Origin of the sequence: Leucobacter sp. USHLN153 (genome assembly GCF_037145615.1) — a bacterium.
Taxonomy (GTDB): domain Bacteria; phylum Actinomycetota; class Actinomycetes; order Actinomycetales; family Microbacteriaceae; genus Leucobacter.
In genome coordinates, this window is the sequence record NZ_JBBCXE010000005.1 from 52,832 (window position 1) to 69,663 (window position 16,832).

Here is a 16,832-nt window from a genome sequence, read left to right on the forward strand (position 1 = left end):
GGAACGCATGCATCAGCCCCGAACGGCACCCGAGCCTCGAGCGCCTCGCGCGAGGGATGCGGTGGTCGTCGCGCCGCTCGCGCCGTGCTTCCCCGAGGTGCGGAAGATCGCGGTGCTGCGCGGTGGCGGGATCGGCGACCTGCTGTTCGCGGAGCCCGCGATCGAGGCGCTCGCCGCGGCCTACCCCGAGGCGGAGGTGACGCTGCTCGGGACCGGAGCGGCGGCGCTCCTGGAGGGTCGCGACGGCGGGCCGGATCGAGTGGTGCCGTTGCCGGTCGCGCAGGGAGTGCACGAGCCGCGGGGATCCGCCCCCGACCCGGATGCGAGCGAGCGCTTTTTCTCCGAGCAACGCGCGGAGCGCTACGACCTCGCCGTGCAGCTCCACGGCGGCGGACGTTTCTCGAACCCGTTCGTCGCGGAGCTCGGCGCACGATTCGCGATCGGCACGCGCACGGACGATGCGCTGGAGCTCGACCGCACGCTCGACTACGTCTACTTTCAGCACGAGGTGCTGCGCTGGCTCGAGGTCGCCGGCCTCGCGGGCGCCGCGCCCGTGACACTCGAGCCCCGCGTGCGGGTAACGCGTGAGGAGCGGGAGCGCGGTCGTGTCGCCTGGCTCGATGCAGCGGGTGCGGCGGGCTCCGGAAGCTCCGCGGGCTCCGCGGGCTCCGGAAGTTCCGCGGGATCCGAGCGCGACGGGGCCGCAAGCGGCGGCGGATCGCAGGAGGGCCATGCCCCGCACGTCGTGCTGCACCCGGGCGCCTCCGACGCGCGCCGGCGCTGGCCGACCGACCGCTTCGGGGCGATCGCGGCCGAGCTCTCTCGTCGCGGTGCCCGCGTCTGCGTGATTGGTGACGAGTCGGAGCGGGACATCGCGACAGCGGTGTGCGAGGCTGCGGTTGCGGCGGGCGGTGCGGCGCCAGTGAATCTCGCCGGCCGGCTTCCGATGCGGGACCTGCCGGGGCTCCTCGCGTGCGCGGATCTCTGCGTCGCGAACGACAGCGGCCCACGGCACCTCGCGCAGGCCGTGGGCACGCGCACGGCGTCGGTCTTCTGGTGCGGCAATCTCGTGAACGCGGGGCCGTTCGGCCGCGGAGAGCATCGGGTGCAGCTCTCGTGGACGACCCGCTGCCCGGTGTGCGGCCGCGACGTCACCCAGGTGGGCTGGACAGCGGAGCGTTGCGAGCACGAGCTGTCGTTCGTCACGGACGTGACGGTCGACGCGGTGCTCGCGGACGCGCTCGCGCTGCTTCCGGGCTGAGCGCAGCCCGGAAGCAGGTGCGGGCCGGCTCACGGCCATGAGGGCTCCTCTTCGGGCGTGAGCACGAGCTCGCGCACCTCGGATCCCTGCGGCTGCTGCAGCGCGAAGATCACGGCGCGGGCGACGTTCGCGGGATCGTTCAGCTGTGCGTCCGCCGAGGGACGGTACTGCTCGGGGCGGTCGTCGAAGAATGCCGTCTGCATGCCGGCAGGGATGAGCGTGGTAACACCCAGGCGCCCCGCTGTTTCTGCGGCGAGGGCGCGCGAGAATCCGAGCACGCCGAACTTGGACGCGCAGTAGGCGGTGGCTTCGGGGAGTGCGCGAAGGGCGAGGGACGACGCGACGGTGACGACTCGGCCGTGCACCCGCTCGATGTGCGGCAGCGCAGCTCGCACGGTCGACACCGTGCCGAGCAGGTTCACGCCGATGACCCGCTCCCACTCCTCGGCGGCGACATCCTCGAGCCGTCCGCAGCGGTCGATGCCGGCCGCGGTGACCACCGCGTCGAGCCCGCCGAGCTCGTCGACGATCGACGCGACCGCGGACTCCACCTGCGCGCGATCCGACACGTCGGCCGACCGCGCGACTCCGCCGCTCGCTGCGCCCTCGACGGTGAGGTCGATGATGGCGGGCGTGCCCCCGGCCTCGCTCACGGCCCGAGCGATCGCGGCGCCGAGGCCGGAGCTGCCGCCGGTGATCAGGACGCGGCCGAGCGGGCGGAGGGTGGTCGATACAGTCATCAGGTTCCTTTCGATAGGGGTGAGGATCGCGCGGTGCGGAGATCGTGCTGAACGGATTGCGCGGTGCCCGCGCTGCCGGCCTCAGCTGACTCTGGCGATGGCCTCGGCGAGTGCCGTGGTCGAGCGGCCGAGGTGATAGGGAAGCGTCACGACCTGGCCGCCCCACGATTCGACGAGGGCGGTCTCGGGGAGGGACTGGGCGCGGTAGTCGCCGCCCTTGACCCAGATGTCGGGGCGCAGCCGATCGAGGACCGCCTCGGGGCCGTCCTCCTCGAACACCAGGACCGCATCGACGCAGCTCAGAGCCGAGAGCAGCTCAGTGCGGTCGTCTTCGCGGATGAGCGGGCGATCCGCACCCTTCAGCCGTCGCACGGAGTCGTCGGAGTTCAGGCACACGATGAGGCAGTCGCCGAGGGCGCGAGCGGCGGAGAGCGTGCGCACGTGGCCGGCATGCAGCAGGTCGAAGCACCCGCCGGTCGCGACCACGGTGCCGCCCGCGGCGCGCACGCGCTCGGCGACGGCGAACGCGTCGCGCGGGCCACCGCCCCGGGCGCCCGCGCTGGTGCCCAGCGCTGCAACGCCGCCGCTCTCGAGGAAGTCGGCCGCCGCATTCCCAGCTGCGCGCACCGCCGTGGGAAGATCCGCGCCCTCGATCAGCGCGAGCAGCGCCGCCGAGGCGAAACGATCGCCCGCGCCGCACGCGTCCGCCGTCTCGACCGAGCGCGTCGGAATGTGCACGGCGTCGTGGTCGACGTCGAGCAGCATCGCCCCCTGCGAACCGAGGGTCACCGCGACCGCGACGCAGCCCCAGCGCTCGCGCAGGTACTTGGCCGCGTCCGCGGCGGTCGAGGGATCGGCGGCCGTTCGAGCCGCCTTCGCGGCCTCGCTCAGGTTCGGCGTGACGAGCCGCGACGACGGCACCGGATCCGCCCCCTTCGGATGCGGATCCCAGACGAGCGGCACGCGCGCACCCCGATGGTGCAGCGCGACGCGCAACTCCGGGTGCTCGGTGAGCGCTCGACCGTAGTCGGACACGATGATGCCGTCGGCACGCGAGATCGCGTCGAGCATTTCCTGCGTGACGTGCGGGAGCACCGGGTCGCCACAGCCCTCATCGATGCGCGCGACCGGTTGGCCGTGGGCACGGAGGCGCGTCTTCACGGGGGTGGGCGCGGGCAGAAGACCCGCGACCACGGTGATGCCCTCCAAATGGGCGCGCAGCCGGTCGGCCGGCGCGTCCTGCGAGAGCGCGGTCACGAGCGTGACGTCGACGCCGTCCTCTCGCAGCATGCGCGCGACGAGCCCGGCGCCGCCCGCACGCGAGACGCGCTGGTGCACATCGACGACGGGCACGGGGGCGTCGGGCTGGAACCGCTCCGCGATCCCGTCGATATCCTCGTCGAGGAGCGTGTCTCCGACAACGACGATGTTCATGATTGTCCGTCCTTTCCGACGCAGGCGTCGAAGACCTCGCACACGGCGTGAATAGCGGCGAGCTGGCACTCCTGCACGTGCGGCGACGCGCCGTCGAGGCAGATCGCGTCGTCGACGATGGAGGAGAGCGGGTTCGGCCCCGGCCCCGTCATGGCCCAAGTCGTGGCACCGGCGCGCTCGGCCGCGCGGGCCGCCTCGAGGAGGTTCGCGCTTCCACCGCTCGTCGAGAGCAGGAGCAGAATGTCGCCGGAGCGGGCGTGCGCGCGCACCTGCCGAGCGAACACCTGGTCGAAACCGTAGTCGTTGCCGATCGCGGTAATGCTCGACGTTTCCGCGTGCAACGCGATTGCGGAGTAGGCGTCGCGGTCTCCGCGGTATCTGCCGACGAGCTCCGCCGAGAGGTGCTGAGCCTCCGCGGCCGATCCACCGTTGCCCGCAACCAGCAGGCGATGCCCGCGCCGCAGTCGTGTCGCGAGCTCCCGCCCCCACGCCTCGAGGTGCGGCGCGTGCCGGCGCGCGAGAACGAGGGCCTCGGCGAGGTCGTCCCAGTGGTCGAGCACCGCCGAGGGTGCGATGCAATGCCCGGGCCGCAGCGCGGGCTTCGGCTCGGCCGGCCCGGTCGGGGTCGGCGGGATGTGGCTGGGGAGAGTCTGGGTCGTAGTCACAGTGCGGCCTCCGCGAGTCGTGCGCCCGAGGCGCTGGTGGGGTGCTGGCTGCGATCCTGGCGGACGCGCTGCAGCACTCGTTCATAGATGCGTTCGGTGCGGGAGGCGACGCGCTCCCAGCTGTAGCGGGACTGCGCGCGGGCCTGACCTGCGGCGCCGAGGGCCGAGCAGAAGACGGGATCGGCACGGAGACGCTCGACGGCACCCGCGAGCGCCTCGGGATCCTGCGGCGGCACCAGCAGGCCCGTGCCGCCGTCGACGACGCTGTCGCCGAGACCGCCGACGTTCGCGGCGATCACGGGCGTGCCGCACGCCATGCTCTCAAGCGGGACGATGCCGAACGGCTCGTACCAGGGCGTGCAGACGACGGCGTCGGCCGCGCGAATGAGGGAGGGCACGTCCGCCCGATCCACGCGGCCGAGGAAGTGGATCTGCTCCGCCACCCCGAGGCTTTCTGCGAGCTCGCGAAGGCGCAGCGTCTCGGCGTCCGGCCCGATCCACCCCTCGGGAGCATCGCCCGTGCCGACGATGCGCAGTTCGACATCGGTCACCCCGCGCGAGCGCAGGAGCGCGATCGCGCGGATCGCGAGGTCGACGCCCTTTCGCGGCACGAGGCGGCCGAGGCTGAGCAGTTGGAAACCGGGTCCTCGTTCGGCGACCGGGCCGGTCGCGTGGAACACCGAGAGGTCGACGCCGCACGGGGCCACGTCGATCCGCTCGCTCGGGATGCCGAGCGCCGTGAGCTCCGATACCTCATCGGGACAGGTCGCGATCACGGTGTCGACGCGCTGGCCCACGAGAGGCTCGAGGTGTTCGCGCTCCGCGGGGCTCGTGTCGGCCGCGCCCTGGTGCCGGCGCTTCACCGAACCGAGGGCGTGGAAGGTGTGCAGCACGGCCGGGCGGCTGCCGCCCCGCGCCGCGAGCGACTCGACGGCGTCGAGGGCGGCGATGCCCGACATCCAGAAGTGGCTGTGCACCACGTCCGGCGGGTCGAAGCGCCACGCCGCTGCGAGGCCCTCGGCGAGGGCGGGGAGGTGGGGGAGGAGCTCATCCTTCGGTACGTGCCGCATCGGGCCCGCAGTGAGGTGCACGACCTCGACTCCCGGGCACATCTCGACGCGCGTCGGCGTGTCGGGGTTGTCGCGGCGGGTGAACACGGTGACGCGGTGGCCGCGTTCGGCGAGAGCCCGTGAGAGGGCGGCGACGTGCACGTTCTGACCCCCGGCGTCGACGCTTCCGGGCGTCGCGAGCGGGTTGGCGTGTTCCGAGACCATGGCGATGTTCATCGAGCGATCCCTTCCGTGATCAGTGAGGGCTCGGCGCCGGGTGTGGCGTCGTGCGGAGCGCTGTCGGCCGCGTGGGCGCCGCGGGCGCGGGATACAGAGGCAGTGACCGCTGACGCTGCGGCGATGTCCGGCACCGCGAGATCCGGCACCGCGAGCAGCGGCCCGCGACGCCCCCGCGTGTCCAGGGTGTCCGCGAGCACGGCGTCCCAGTCCTCCAGGAAGCGCGTCAGGTTGTAGCGCGAATGCACGGCCTCGCGGGCGATGACGCCCCGTCGCCGCGCCTCGTCGGGATCCGCGAGCAGCAGGTCGGCCGTCGCCACGAGCTCTGCGGGATCGGCCGAGATCGCGCCCGCCTCCGGCGGTACGGCTCGCGCGGCCTCGGTCGTCGCGAGCGCGAGCACCGGCATTCCGAGGTACATCGCCTCGAGCAGCGACAGGCCGAGCGAGGTCCAGCGCATGGGGTGCACGTACGCGCGGCGGCGGGCGAGCGCGGCGTGCATGTGCGCCGTAGGGAGGTCGCCGACGACGCGCAGCTGATCCTCACCCAGCCCGAGCGCCTCGGGGAGCTGATCCGTGTGGATGCCGAAGCAGTCGAGCCGGCCCGCGCTCGCGAATGCCGGCAGCAGGTCGGTCCCCGTGATGCGCCCGCGCCGCACGGGCTCGTTGATGACGACGCCGAGCGCGCGCTCCTCGCCCGTGTAGAGGGCGCCCGGGTCCGGGATCCCGTGCTCGATCACCACGGTCGGCGCGTCGCCCGAGTCCCACGCGAGGCGGTTGAAGTGCGTGACGTGCACGACCGGGATGTCGGTGCGATCAGCGAGGAAGTGGCGCTCCGACACCGGGGACTGCTTCGGCGTGTTGTGCTCGATGAAGATGGCCGGGACGTCGCGGCCGAGACGGCGCCCGAGCATGTCCTCGGCCCATCCGAGCTCCTCTGTGCGCTGCAGCACGACAACGTCGATCTCTGCATCCGCGACCTCGCTCGGCTCGATGCGGCGAGCGTTCGGCGGGAGCTCGGGGAGCTCGCGGCCCGGCTCAGCCGGCACGAGATACTCGTGCGAGCCGCGCAAGAACGCCTGCATGTAACCGCCGTGGAGATACCACACGAGAATGCGCATCAGTGTCCTTCCTGCTCGGGCGTCGCGGAGGAGGCGGCCTCAGCCGCGCTCTCATCTCGCGAGCGGCCCAGCGGTTCGAGTTCGAGAGCGGCGGCGAACGCCGTCTCGGGGGTGACTCCGGCGAGGCACGGGTGCCCGGTGATCGGGCACTCCCTCGCGCGGGAGTTTCTGCACGGAGCGTTCTGGTCTCCGAGGAGCCGCACGGGCACGCCGTAGGGCGCCCACTTCACGGCGGGAACGACCGGGGAGAACAGGCTCACGACCGGGGTCCGCACGGCCGCTGCGAGGTGCGCGGGGCCGCTGTTGCCCGACACAAGCACGTCGGCACGAGCGAGCACCCCCGCGAGTTCCTGGGGCGTGCACGCGCCCGCGAGGTCCACGGCGTCAGGCGCCGCATCGCGCACCCGAGCGGTGAGCATCGCCTCGCCCGCGCCTCCCGTGATTACGACGCGACGCCCGGAATCGGTGAGGAGCCGCGCCAAACGCGCGAAGTGTTCGACGGGCCAGCGGCGAGCGGGCACGGCCGCTCCGGGGTGCAACACGATGTATGGTGCATCCCCCGTGAGCGCGGTCGTTTCGGGCGGAGGCACGACCGCGAGGCGCCCGTCGTCGAGGCTCGGGAACCCTGCCGCCTCCGCGATCGCGAGGGCGCGCTCGGGCTCGGGGAGATCCTCGGGCAGGTCCTCGCCCGGGCGCAGCCGCACATCGAGCAGCGATCCCGCGTGATCGACCGAAGCCCCGGTGATCCGGGCCACTCCCGCGAGCCGCAGCAGCATGGCGAGCGGCAGGGGCGACTGATGGAACGAGGTGAGGATCACCGCTTCTTCGGCACCCGTCGCCCGCACGGCGGAAATGAGGTGCTCGGTGTGGGCCCGGCTGACTTCGCGCCACGGCTCGGAGATCCACGGCGCCTCCCACACCAGAGTGCGGCTCACGCCCGGCAGGAGCGCGGCACCGCCGGCGCCGAGCGGGCCGCACAGCAGCACGACCTCCGACTGGTGCGCCACGGCGCGGATCGCGGGCCCCGAGATGAGCACATCGCCCATGCTGTCGAGGCGCGCGACGATCACCGGCCCGCTCATCGCGCCACCGCCCCGTGCCACGAGAGCGCGATCTCGACGGCTTCCTCGATGTTCTCCGCTACCGTTTCAGCTGCCTCGCACTCCTGCGCAAGCGTGAGGCGGGTGGGAACGAGAATCCCGCGGGCGCCGGCGGCCTTCGCGGCCTCGACGTCCGCCCCGATATCCCCGATCATCACCATGTTCTCCGGAGCGATGCCGAACTCTCGAGCAACCGAGAGGATCATGCCGGGCTGCGGTTTGCGGCACTCGCAGCCCTCGAACGGCGCGTGCGGGCACACCCGCCACGTGTCGAAGCGACCGAGCTCGGCCTCGACCCGCCCGTTGACCGCGCGCACCTGCTCCTCCGTGAGGAGGCCGCGGTTGATGCCCGACTGGTTGCTGATGACCCCGACGGGAATGCCGAGCTCGCGCACGCGATCGACCGCGGCGCGCGCGCCTGGCATCGGGCGCACGGCCTCGGGGTCTCCGTTGTACGGCACGTCCACGATGAGCGTGTCATCGCGGTCGAACAGCACCGCGAGCACGGGCGCTTGCGCGGCTTCCTCGGCTTCACTCATATCTCACCCATGCCCCGAAGCAGCAGGAGTAAACGAGGTCGCCGACCCCTTGCGCGGCGCTGAGCAGTGCGGTAGTCCAGAGGGCAATGCGGCTGGTTACGGCCGCGCAGGGGGAGGAACTGCATGTCGCATCGGCCGAAACCGACGCTGCTCGTGCTGCGCACGCTCAAACTCGGGGACCTGCTCGTCGCGGTCCCGGCGCTCAGGGGGCTCCGAAAGCGCTTTCCGGATCACCGGATCGTGCTCGCAGCGCCCGGATGGTTGTCTCCGATCGTGCGGCTGGTCGACGCGGTCGACGAGCTGCTGCCGACGCCGGGCCTCGACGAGCTGCTGCCGCTCGCTCCCGGCGAGGTCGACATCGCCGTGAATCTGCACGGCAACGGGCCCGAGAGTCGCACCGTCATCGACGCGCTCGAGCCTCGGGTGCGGATCGTGCATCACGTGCCGAGCGACACCGGAGCGACCCCGCCCGGGCCCGAAGACCCCGTACCTCCCTTGTGGGTCGACGGCATGCTCGAGCGCGAACGGTGGGCCCGGCTCGTGCGGGCCGCGGGCGCTCCCGCCGACGCTGACGATGTGCGGATTGCGGTGCCCGAGGCGCTGCCCCCGGTGAGCGGAGCGGCCGTCATACACGTGGGCGCGTTCTACGGCTCGAGGCAGTGGCCGGTCGAGCGCTTCGCCGAGGTCGCCCGCGCGCTGGTCGAGGCCGGGCATCACGTCGTCGTCACGGGGGACGAGCGGGATCGCGAGCGCGCGGAACAGGTGGCCGCACTGGCGGGCCTCGCCGAGGATGATGTGCTCGCGGGGCGTATCGGCCTCGCGGAGTTCGCGGCGGTCGTCGCGCGAGCCGTGATCGTGGTGACCGCCGACACCGGGGCGGGCCATCTCGCGTCGGCGTACGGCATCCCCTCGGTCATCATCTTCGGGCCAGCGTCCCCCGAGGAGTGGGGGCCGCCTCCGGGGCCCCACATCGTGCTGACGGACGCCTCGGCGCGGCGCGGCGAGGCCTTCGCGACGGATCCGGACCCCGCGCTCCTCGCGGTGAGCGCGGCCGATGTCATCGCGGCAGCGCGACGCGTGCTCCCTCGACGGGTCGCGTAAGCGCTAGACCATCGTTTAGACCACCGTCATTTCGGCGACCAGGGTTGCCCGGAGCCTCGCGAGCATGTTCGTGAGCATCCGCGAGACCTGCATTTGGCTGATGCCGCACTCAATGGCGATTTCGTCCTGAGTGAGCTGATCCTCGAAGCGCAAGTTGAGCACGCGACGTTCCTCGCTCGTGAGCACCCGCGACGCGCGCTCGAGCGTCAGTGCGAGTTCGGTGCGAGAGAACCCTGGATCCGTCGTCGGAAGCATCTCAGCGAGTGACGCGGTGTCATCGCCCTGACCGAGGGGAGCGTCGAGCGAGAGCGGGGCGCGGGACGCGGCGCACTGCAGGGCTTCCGCGATGAGCGGCGCGGGACGATGCAGCGCGCCCGCGAGGTCTGCGACGCCGGGGGTGCGGCAGAGCTCCCGTTCGAGCTGATCCTGCACCGCGGGCACCTCCTGCGCGAGCTCCTGCAGACGCCGGGGTGGGCGCACGATCCATGAGGTGTCGCGCAGGTACTGCTTGATCTCTCCCGTAATGGTCGGCACCGCGAAGGACACCAGGTCGTCGCCGAGACTCGGGTCAAAGCGCTGCACCGCCTTGGCGAGCCCGATGCAGGCGACCTGGACGATGTCTGCGGTGTCGTCGGGGCGACCCCGAAAACGATTCGCGATCGAGCGTGCCACCGGGAGGTACTCCACGATGACGCGCTGCTGCAGGCGTCGGCGCCGCTCGGGCCCCGAGCGTGCCGCAGCTTCGAGAAGCGCGAGCGCGTGCGCATTGCGCGCGACGTCGGCGTTAGCGCGCGTGCTTCCGCTGCGAGGCGGGAATTCATCTCGGTCGAATGCGGGGTTCGGAGCAAGCATGAGCCTCCTTCAGGGGCGACGAGCGAAGCCGGGCGGGCACCGGTTTCGCTCGCAAATTCGGCGGGGCCGCAGCATGCAAGCGGAGCGGCCCAGAGCATCAGCTTCGCCGCACTTCCGGTTCTCGGGGAGCGCCTTGACCCAGTGCTCGCAGTCGCCTAGCATTCCTCAACCGGTCGCGCCCCGCGGTGTCAAGGGGCTGCGCGGGCGCCGCACGGCACGTAGCGTCGGAGCATGGCTTCTCTGTGGCAGCTCACCGGCGCACCCATCCCGACGTCCGATTCCCGGCCGACGTTCGACAGACCCTACGACACGATCGTGGTGGGAGCCGGTCTCACCGGGCTCGTCACCGCGGTGCTGCTCGCTCGCGCGGGTCAGCGGGTCGCCGTCTTCGAGGCCCGCACGGTGGGCGCCGTGGCGACGGGCAATACGACCGCCAAACTCAGCCTGCTGCAGGGCAGCGTGTACTCGTCGCTCCGCACACACCTTGGTGACGAGGCCGTGCGCGAATACGCCGAGGGCAACCGCGAGGGTCAGGCGTGGCTCGTGCGCGAACTCGAACACCTCGGGATGCCCGTGGAGCGGCAGCGGGCGGTCACTTTCGTGCACTCGGAGTCGCAGCGCAGCGCGCTCGAGCAAGAGCTCGAGGCCTGCCAGACGGCAGGGGTGGGCGCGGAGTGGACGACCGACACGGGCCTGCCGTTCGCGGTTGCAGCCGCGATCGCCCTGCCGGACCAGGTGCAGCTGCAGCCCATCGACGTGCTCGCGGCGCTCGCCGCCGAGTTGCTCGCGCGCGGCGGGGAGCTGCACGAGGGCGTGCGGGTGACGGGTGCGAACGTCAGCGGAACGCGGGGCGACGACGCGGGTGGACCGTCACGGCGGGTGCGGCTCAATACCCCGCTCGGCGTGGCCACGGCGGACCGCTGCGTGCTGGCGACGGGCGTGCCGATCCTCGACCGCGGTATGTTCTTCGCCCGCGTCGAGCCGAACCGTTCGTTCGTGGGAGCGTACTCGGTGCCCGAGGCGTATGTGCCGCGCGGCATGCACGTGTCGATCGATGAGCCGAGCCGTTCGCTGCGGACGGCCCGCGGCGCTTCCGGCGAGACGCTCGTGCTCGTCGGTGGTGGCGATCACACGACGGGTCGCGGCGGTGACACCCGGCGAGCGTTGGCGGATCTCGACGCGTTCGCGAAGGCGAACCTCCATGCGGGCCCGCGCGTCACGTGGTGGGCGGCGCAGGATTACCGGCGTCACGCCTCAGCGCCCTACGCCGCCCCGCTTCCCGGTGGTCACGACCGCGTGTTTGCTGCGACCGGTTACAACAAGTGGGGCATGACCAACGCGGTCGCCTCGGGTCTCGCCATCGCCTCGCAGATGCTCGGCGGGCGCACGGACTGGGCCGACGTCTATCGGCGCACGACGCCGGGCGTCGCCGGGGTTGCTGACGCGGCGCGCGTGAACGCGAGCGTTGCGGGGCATGTCGTTGCGGACTGGGCGGGTGCGATGCTCGGCGGGTCGGAGGGCGAACTCGCCGAGGGCGAGGGCTCCGTTCGTCGCGAGGGAAGGAAGCCGGTGGCCGTCGCGCAGGTCGATGGGCGTGAGTGCCGCGTATCCGCGGTGTGCACACACCTCGGCGGCATCGTGAATTGGAATCCCGCAGAACGCAGCTGGGACTGCCCGCTGCACGGATCGCGCTTCGCCGCGGACGGCACGATCCTCGAGGGGCCCGCGACGAGCGACCTCGCCGCGAGCTAGTCTTCCCGGCCCTCCGGGCCCTTCCCCGCATCGAACCGCCGCTCGTATCGCTCGGCGGCTTCGCTGATCGCTCCGCCTCCGAGACGAGCGATGGGCACGACGTTCTTCAGGAGCGGTTCGCAGTCAGGGCCGCGCCCGACGAAGTGGCCCGTGAGCACCCAAGGGAATCGCTGCGGGTTGCGCTCCTGCAGGTGCCGGTATTGGCAGACCTGTCTCGCGAGCCAGTCAGCGACGGGTCGAAACCACCAGCGCTCAGGCTGCAGGGGGTTGACCGAAATGCCAGGGAGTTCGAGCCCGCTCTCCGTGTCGACGCTGCCGCGCTCGCTGTCAGCCTCCGGACCCTCCGAGTAGCGGATGTGGAGCTCCGGGTAGCGGCGCAGCATCGATTCGAGGTCGTACATCGACTCGAGCGGCGCGATTTCGAACGCGCCGAATGGGCGCTTCCCATCGTGCGAGGATTCGAGGTGTGACAACTCTTCGGTGATGCCGAAGTGAGGCTCGAAAGCGAGTTCGGTCACGGTGCGGTCCCTTCATGATTGTTGCTCGGGCGCGGCGTGACGGTCGAACTATCCGAGCACCGCTTTGGGCGCAGACCTCGGTTATCAGTCCCACCACCCCTGCGTTCACCAGAGCGTACGCTCCGCTTCCTCGTGAGCAGAGGCCCTTGCGCTCCGGGGGGAGCGTCGGTTAAGAATCATGCACAGTGTCCGGCTTTTTCCCAAGGAGCGCAGAGGTGCCGCTGATGTGTCTCCGAGGTCACGCTGAAACGGATAGCCGGGGCGGCCTCGAGCGGGCCGCAACTGGGTCGGAGCCGACTCAGGCTAACGAGCGCGCGTGCCTATGTCGAGGGGCTCGTCGGCGGAGCGGGAGCGACATACGCTCGGCACGACGAAAGGACGATTCATGCCGAAAACGAAGACACCGCAGCTGAAGGATCCCGAGCTCTACGACCGACTCCGCGACGAGGGGAACTCCGCGGAGAAGGCCGCGCGCATCTCGAACGCGGCCGCGAAGGAGGGCCGCTCGAAGGTCGGCAAGCGCGGCGGCCACGCGGAAGATTACGACGAGCGCACCGTTCCCGAACTCAAGCAGCGCGCCAAGGAGCTTGGTCTCTCGGGCTATTCGAAGCTCCGCAAGCCGGAGCTCATCAAGAAGCTGCGCGAGCACTGAGCTCGAGCACCGAGCGCTCTCAGCCGCTGACACCACACGACACCTGGAGGAGACCCGATGACCCCGAATCTCGATCCGCGAACCAAATACCCGAGCGCCCCGCTGCCCCAGCAGGAGCAGGAATCGCAGCCGGGCCTGACCGGTGCAATGCAGCCGCAGCCTGACCACGGGGAGGACACCTACCGAGGGTCCGGGCGCCTCGCCGGCATGCGCGCCCTGATCACTGGCGGCGACTCAGGCATCGGCCGCGCTGTCGCAATCGCCTACGCGCGGGAAGGCGCCGATGTCGCGATCGCGTATCTCCCCGAGGAACACGAGGACGCGCAGGCGACGCTCGAGCAGATCGAGCTCGCAAACCGGAGGGGCGTGCTCCTGCCGGTCGACCTGCGCCGTGAAAGCGACTGCGTCGAAGCGGTGGAGCGCACCGTCCGGGAGCTCGGCGGTCTCGACATTCTCGTGCTCAACGCAGGCACGCAGCGGGAGCGCGACGAAAACGCGCAGGTTTCGCGCGATGCCATCGAGAACGTCTTCTCGACGAACCTCGTCGCGCCGATCCTGCTCTTCCGCGAGGCCGCTCCGCACCTCGGACCCGGTTCGAGCGTCATCGTCACCGCCTCGATTCAGGCCTACAGCCCGTCGCCGGACCTGCTAGATTACGCCATGACGAAGGCGGGTCTCGTCGCGTTCACGGAGGCGCTCGCCGAGCAGCAGGGAGAGCGGGGCGTGCGCGTCAACGCGGTCGCCCCCGGCCCCATCTGGACGCCGCTGATTCCGGCGACCGGCTGGGACGAGAAGCAGGTGAAGTTCGGCGCGGATACGCCGCTCGGGCGCCCCGGGCAGCCGGCCGAACTCGCGGGCGCGTACGTGTACCTCGCGTCCGAGGAGGCCTCGTACGTCTCGGGCGCCGTCGTTCCCGTGACCGGCGGCAAGCACCTCTGAGCCCCCGCGCGCTGTGCTCCGCGCCCGTTCGCGTCGCACACGCTCTGCAGTCCGCGCTGCTCTGCACCGCGCCCGCCAGACAGTGGATAGCTCCACGTGCGGGCCGACACGCCGGTGAGTCGTCCGAGCGAGCGGTGATCCACTGTCTAACGGGCCCCGGTGCAGCCTGGATACAGTAGGAGGATGACTGCGTCCCGAGGCCGGCCGCGCGCCTCCTCGCGCGAGATCCTCGCCGACGCCGCGTGCGAGCTCTTTCTCGAGCGAGGGTACGAGGAAGCCTCGGTAACGGAGATCGCGCGGCGGGCGGGGGTCAGCCGCTCCAGCTTCTTCAACTACTTCGCTTCGAAATCCGACGTCGTCTGGCACGTCTTCGATGAGCGGATCAGCGCGCTCACGAGCGCGCTCGCTGACCGTGGCACGCCGCTCCCGCAGGCCCTGCGGGCGTTCGCAGCGGGGGAACAGCCCGACACCCTCGCGCTCGCCGTCGTCGAGTCCCGCACGATGGGCGTCGAGGCCGAGCTCGGCGCGGGCCGCGCGGAACGGCAATGGTGCATCTCCGAGGCGATCGCGGGGCGGCTCCGGCGAGACGGCGTCGACGAACTGCGAGCGGAAATCGTAGCAGCGGGATACGCCGCGGGGCTCGTCGGCACGGTGTGGCGCTGGGCGAACCGGGGCGCGGGCCGTTACCCGCTCGACAAGATGCTCATCGACGCGATCGCGGCGGTCGAGAAGCTCCTGAGCTAGGTGCAGTTCCCTTCGCTCTCGGGTGGGCCACGCGGGCCGCGCCACGAGGGTGGGCCTCACTGGCACCGCTCACAGTGCGGCCGCGAGCCTCGTCCCCTGGTCGATCGCGCGCTTCGCGTCGAGCTCCGCTGCGACGTCGGCCCCGCCAATGAGGTGCGCGTCGATGCCGCGCGCAGCGAGCTCCGCGTGCAGCTCTCGCGCCGGATCCTGCCCCGTGCACAGCACGATCGAGTCGACCGTGAGCGTGCGCGCCTCGCCGCCCACCCCGACGTGCAGGCCCGCGTCGTCGATTCCGCGGTACTCGACACCGGCGACCATCTCGACGCCTCGGCGAGCGAGCTCCGTGCGGTGAATCCAGCCGGTCGTCTTGCCGAGGCGCGCCCCGAGCTTGCCCGCCTTGCGCTGCAGCATCACGACCGAGCGCCGAGCCCGCGGTTCCGCGACCGCGGTGAGCCCGCCGCGGCGCGCGTATTCGGTGTCGACACCCCAGTGGGCGAGGAAGCCGGGGACGTCCCCGGGATCCTCTTCGCCCTCGCTCGTCAGGAACTCCGCCACGTCGAAGCCGATGCCGCCCGCCCCCAAGATCGCGACGCGCTCGCCGACCGGCACCCGATCGCGCAGCACGTCGAGGTAGCCGACGACGCTCGGGTGATCGAGCCCCGGGATCTCGGGGCGGCGGGGGAGCACGCCCGTCGCGAGCACGATCTCGTCGAATCCGCCCGCGAACAGGCTCTCGGCGGTCGCCCGCTCGTTCAGGCGCAGCTCGACGCCGGTCTCCGCGATCCGCACCCCGAAATAGCGCAGCGTCTCGCGGAACTCGCTCTTTCCCGGCACCTGCAGGGCCACGTTGAGCTGCCCGCCGACGCGCTCGCCGGCCTCGAAGAGCACCACGTCGTGGCCGCGCGAGGCCGCCGTGGTCGCGCACGCGAGGCCGGCGGGCCCCGAGCCCACGACCGCGATGCGGCGGCGGATCGCGGGGGCGATCACGAGCTCCGTCTCATGGGCGGCCCGCGGGTTCACCAGGCAGGAGGCGACCTTGCCCGCGAACGTGTGATCGAGGCACGCCTGATTGCAGCCGATGCAAGTGTTGATGCGCTGGGGAGCGCCGTCCCGCGCCTTCGCGACGAACTGCGGATCGGCGAGGAACGGGCGCGCGAGGGAGACCATGTCGGCGGATCCCTCGGCCAGGATGCGCTCCGCCACCTCGGGGGTGTTGATGCGGTTCGTGGCGATGACCGGGATCGATACCGCGCCCATAATGCGATGCGTCACCCAGGCGAACGCGCCCCGCGGCACGGAACTCGCGATGGTCGGGACGCGGGCCTCGTGCCAGCCGATGCCGGTGTTGAGCATTGAGGCTCCCGCGGCCTCGATCGCGCGCGCGAGATCAATGACTTCGTCGAGCTCGGAGCCGTCGGGCACGAGGTCGAGCATGGAGAGCCGGTAGATCAGGATGCCGTCGTCGCCGATCGCCGCGCGCACTCGGCGCACGATCTCGAGGGGGAAGCGGGCTCGGGCGGCAGCGTCGCCGCCCCAGCGGTCGGTGCGCTGGTTCGTGCGAGGTGCGGTGAACTCGTTGATGAGGTAGCCCTCGGAGCCCATGATCTCGACACCGTCGTAGCCGGCGTCGCGCGCGAGCTTCGCGGTCCGGGCGAAGTCCTCGACGGTCCGTTCGATGTCGGCGTCCGTGAGCTCCCGCGGCGTGACGGGGGAGAGCGGCGCCTGCAGCGGGCTCGGCGCGACGATGTCACCGTGTGCTCCGTAGCGACCGGCGTGCAGGATCTGCAGCAGGATGCGGCCGCCCTCTTCGTGCACCGCCGTGGTGATGAGTCGGTGGTCGGCGACGTCGCTCGCGCTCGCGAGCATCGCAGCGTGCTCGGTGAGGCGCCCCTCGGTGTTCGGTGAGACGCCTCCGGTGACGATCAGCGCGGCTCCGCCCTGAGCGCGCTCTCGGTAGAACGCGGCGAGTCGCTCGAAGCCGCCAGGTAGTTCCTCGAGCCCCACGTGCATGGAGCCCATGAGTACGCGATGGGGAAGCGTGATCGCGCCGAGCTGCAGCGGGGTGAACAGGTGCGGGTACGTCTGCGTCGACATCTCTCTCCCGGGCGAATCAGGGTCGGCCCGCTGATCT

Annotated in this window: 16 protein-coding genes; 6 read left to right on the plus strand and 10 right to left on the minus strand. The window is 71.4% G+C overall.

All coding sequences use genetic code 11. The annotated features are described in order from the left end of the window. The first annotated feature begins 7 nt into the window (after positions 1–7). Positions 8–1,261 carry a glycosyltransferase family 9 protein gene (locus tag WFH00_RS10135; RefSeq protein ID WP_336660717.1) on the plus strand — a complete coding sequence of 418 codons (1,254 nt, stop codon included), beginning with the start codon at positions 8–10 and terminating at the stop codon, positions 1,259–1,261. A 29-nt stretch (positions 1,262–1,290) separates the two neighbouring features. Here the strand turns inward: WFH00_RS10135 and WFH00_RS10140 are convergent, their stop codons facing one another. The 7 genes from WFH00_RS10140 to WFH00_RS10170 form a co-directional block, all read right to left on the minus strand. Beyond that, positions 1,291–2,001 carry an SDR family oxidoreductase gene (locus WFH00_RS10140; protein WP_336660718.1) on the minus strand — a complete coding sequence of 237 codons (711 nt, stop codon included), beginning with the start codon at positions 1,999–2,001 and terminating at the stop codon, positions 1,291–1,293. An 81-nt stretch (positions 2,002–2,082) separates the two neighbouring features. After that, positions 2,083–3,435, minus strand: coding sequence for a D-glycero-beta-D-manno-heptose 1-phosphate adenylyltransferase (rfaE2, locus tag WFH00_RS10145; protein WP_336660719.1), 1,353 nt, complete (start codon positions 3,433–3,435; stop codon positions 2,083–2,085). Continuing rightward, positions 3,432–4,100: a D-sedoheptulose-7-phosphate isomerase gene (locus WFH00_RS10150; RefSeq protein ID WP_336660720.1), complete on the minus strand. Its 669-nt coding sequence runs from the start codon at positions 4,098–4,100 to the stop codon at positions 3,432–3,434. The genes rfaE2 and WFH00_RS10150 overlap by 4 nt, the downstream gene beginning before the upstream one ends. Further along, positions 4,097–5,386 carry a glycosyltransferase gene (locus WFH00_RS10155; protein WP_336660721.1) on the minus strand — a complete coding sequence of 430 codons (1,290 nt, stop codon included), beginning with the start codon at positions 5,384–5,386 and terminating at the stop codon, positions 4,097–4,099. The genes WFH00_RS10150 and WFH00_RS10155 overlap by 4 nt, the downstream gene beginning before the upstream one ends. Continuing rightward, positions 5,383–6,504 carry a glycosyltransferase gene (locus WFH00_RS10160; protein ID WP_336660722.1) on the minus strand — a complete coding sequence of 374 codons (1,122 nt, stop codon included), beginning with the start codon at positions 6,502–6,504 and terminating at the stop codon, positions 5,383–5,385. The genes WFH00_RS10155 and WFH00_RS10160 overlap by 4 nt, the downstream gene beginning before the upstream one ends. After that, positions 6,504–7,586: a glycosyltransferase family 9 protein gene (locus WFH00_RS10165; RefSeq protein ID WP_336660723.1), complete on the minus strand. Its 1,083-nt coding sequence runs from the start codon at positions 7,584–7,586 to the stop codon at positions 6,504–6,506. Before WFH00_RS10165 ends, WFH00_RS10160 begins: the two co-directional genes overlap by 1 nt. After that, positions 7,583–8,143, minus strand: a complete 561-nt coding sequence (locus WFH00_RS10170; protein WP_336660724.1) for a D-glycero-alpha-D-manno-heptose-1,7-bisphosphate 7-phosphatase — start codon at positions 8,141–8,143, stop codon at positions 7,583–7,585. The genes WFH00_RS10165 and WFH00_RS10170 overlap by 4 nt, the downstream gene beginning before the upstream one ends. A 123-nt stretch (positions 8,144–8,266) precedes the next feature. On the opposite strand from WFH00_RS10170, the gene WFH00_RS10175 reads away from it, so the two are divergent. Next, positions 8,267–9,244 carry a glycosyltransferase family 9 protein gene (locus WFH00_RS10175; RefSeq protein WP_336660725.1) on the plus strand — a complete coding sequence of 326 codons (978 nt, stop codon included), beginning with the start codon at positions 8,267–8,269 and terminating at the stop codon, positions 9,242–9,244. Positions 9,245–9,259: 15 nt separating this feature from the next. Here the strand turns inward: WFH00_RS10175 and WFH00_RS10180 are convergent, their stop codons facing one another. Next, on the minus strand, positions 9,260–10,096 hold the full coding sequence (locus WFH00_RS10180) for a sigma-70 family RNA polymerase sigma factor (RefSeq protein WP_336660726.1): 837 nt from the start codon (positions 10,094–10,096) through the stop codon (positions 9,260–9,262). Between the two features lie 231 nt (positions 10,097–10,327). Between WFH00_RS10180 and WFH00_RS10185 the strand changes: the two genes are divergently transcribed. Beyond that, positions 10,328–11,848 (plus strand): FAD-dependent oxidoreductase, encoded by a 1,521-nt coding sequence (locus WFH00_RS10185; protein ID WP_336660727.1) that lies wholly within the window; start codon positions 10,328–10,330, stop codon positions 11,846–11,848. Here the strand turns inward: WFH00_RS10185 and WFH00_RS10190 are convergent. Then, positions 11,845–12,366 carry a DUF6098 family protein gene (locus WFH00_RS10190; protein ID WP_336660728.1) on the minus strand — a complete coding sequence of 174 codons (522 nt, stop codon included), beginning with the start codon at positions 12,364–12,366 and terminating at the stop codon, positions 11,845–11,847. The genes WFH00_RS10185 and WFH00_RS10190 overlap by 4 nt on opposite strands. Before the next feature lie 385 nt (positions 12,367–12,751). On the opposite strand from WFH00_RS10190, the gene WFH00_RS10195 reads away from it, so the two are divergent. The 3 genes from WFH00_RS10195 (at position 12,752) to WFH00_RS10205 (ending at position 14,701) form a co-directional block, all read left to right on the plus strand. Beyond that, on the plus strand, positions 12,752–13,018 hold the full coding sequence (locus tag WFH00_RS10195) for a DUF7218 family protein (RefSeq protein WP_336660729.1): 267 nt from the start codon (positions 12,752–12,754) through the stop codon (positions 13,016–13,018). 57 nt (positions 13,019–13,075) lie between these two features. Continuing rightward, the gene (locus tag WFH00_RS10200) at positions 13,076–13,957 is read left to right on the plus strand and encodes an SDR family oxidoreductase (protein ID WP_336660730.1); all 882 of its coding nucleotides are present in this window, start codon (positions 13,076–13,078) and stop codon (positions 13,955–13,957) included. Positions 13,958–14,140: 183 nt separating this feature from the next. Then, positions 14,141–14,701, plus strand: coding sequence for a TetR/AcrR family transcriptional regulator (locus WFH00_RS10205; RefSeq protein ID WP_336660731.1), 561 nt, complete (start codon positions 14,141–14,143; stop codon positions 14,699–14,701). Positions 14,702–14,770: 69 nt separating this feature from the next. On the opposite strand, the gene WFH00_RS10210 is transcribed toward WFH00_RS10205, so the two are convergent. Then, positions 14,771–16,795: an NADPH-dependent 2,4-dienoyl-CoA reductase gene (locus WFH00_RS10210; RefSeq protein ID WP_336660732.1), complete on the minus strand. Its 2,025-nt coding sequence runs from the start codon at positions 16,793–16,795 to the stop codon at positions 14,771–14,773. Positions 16,796–16,832 lie beyond the last annotated feature (37 nt).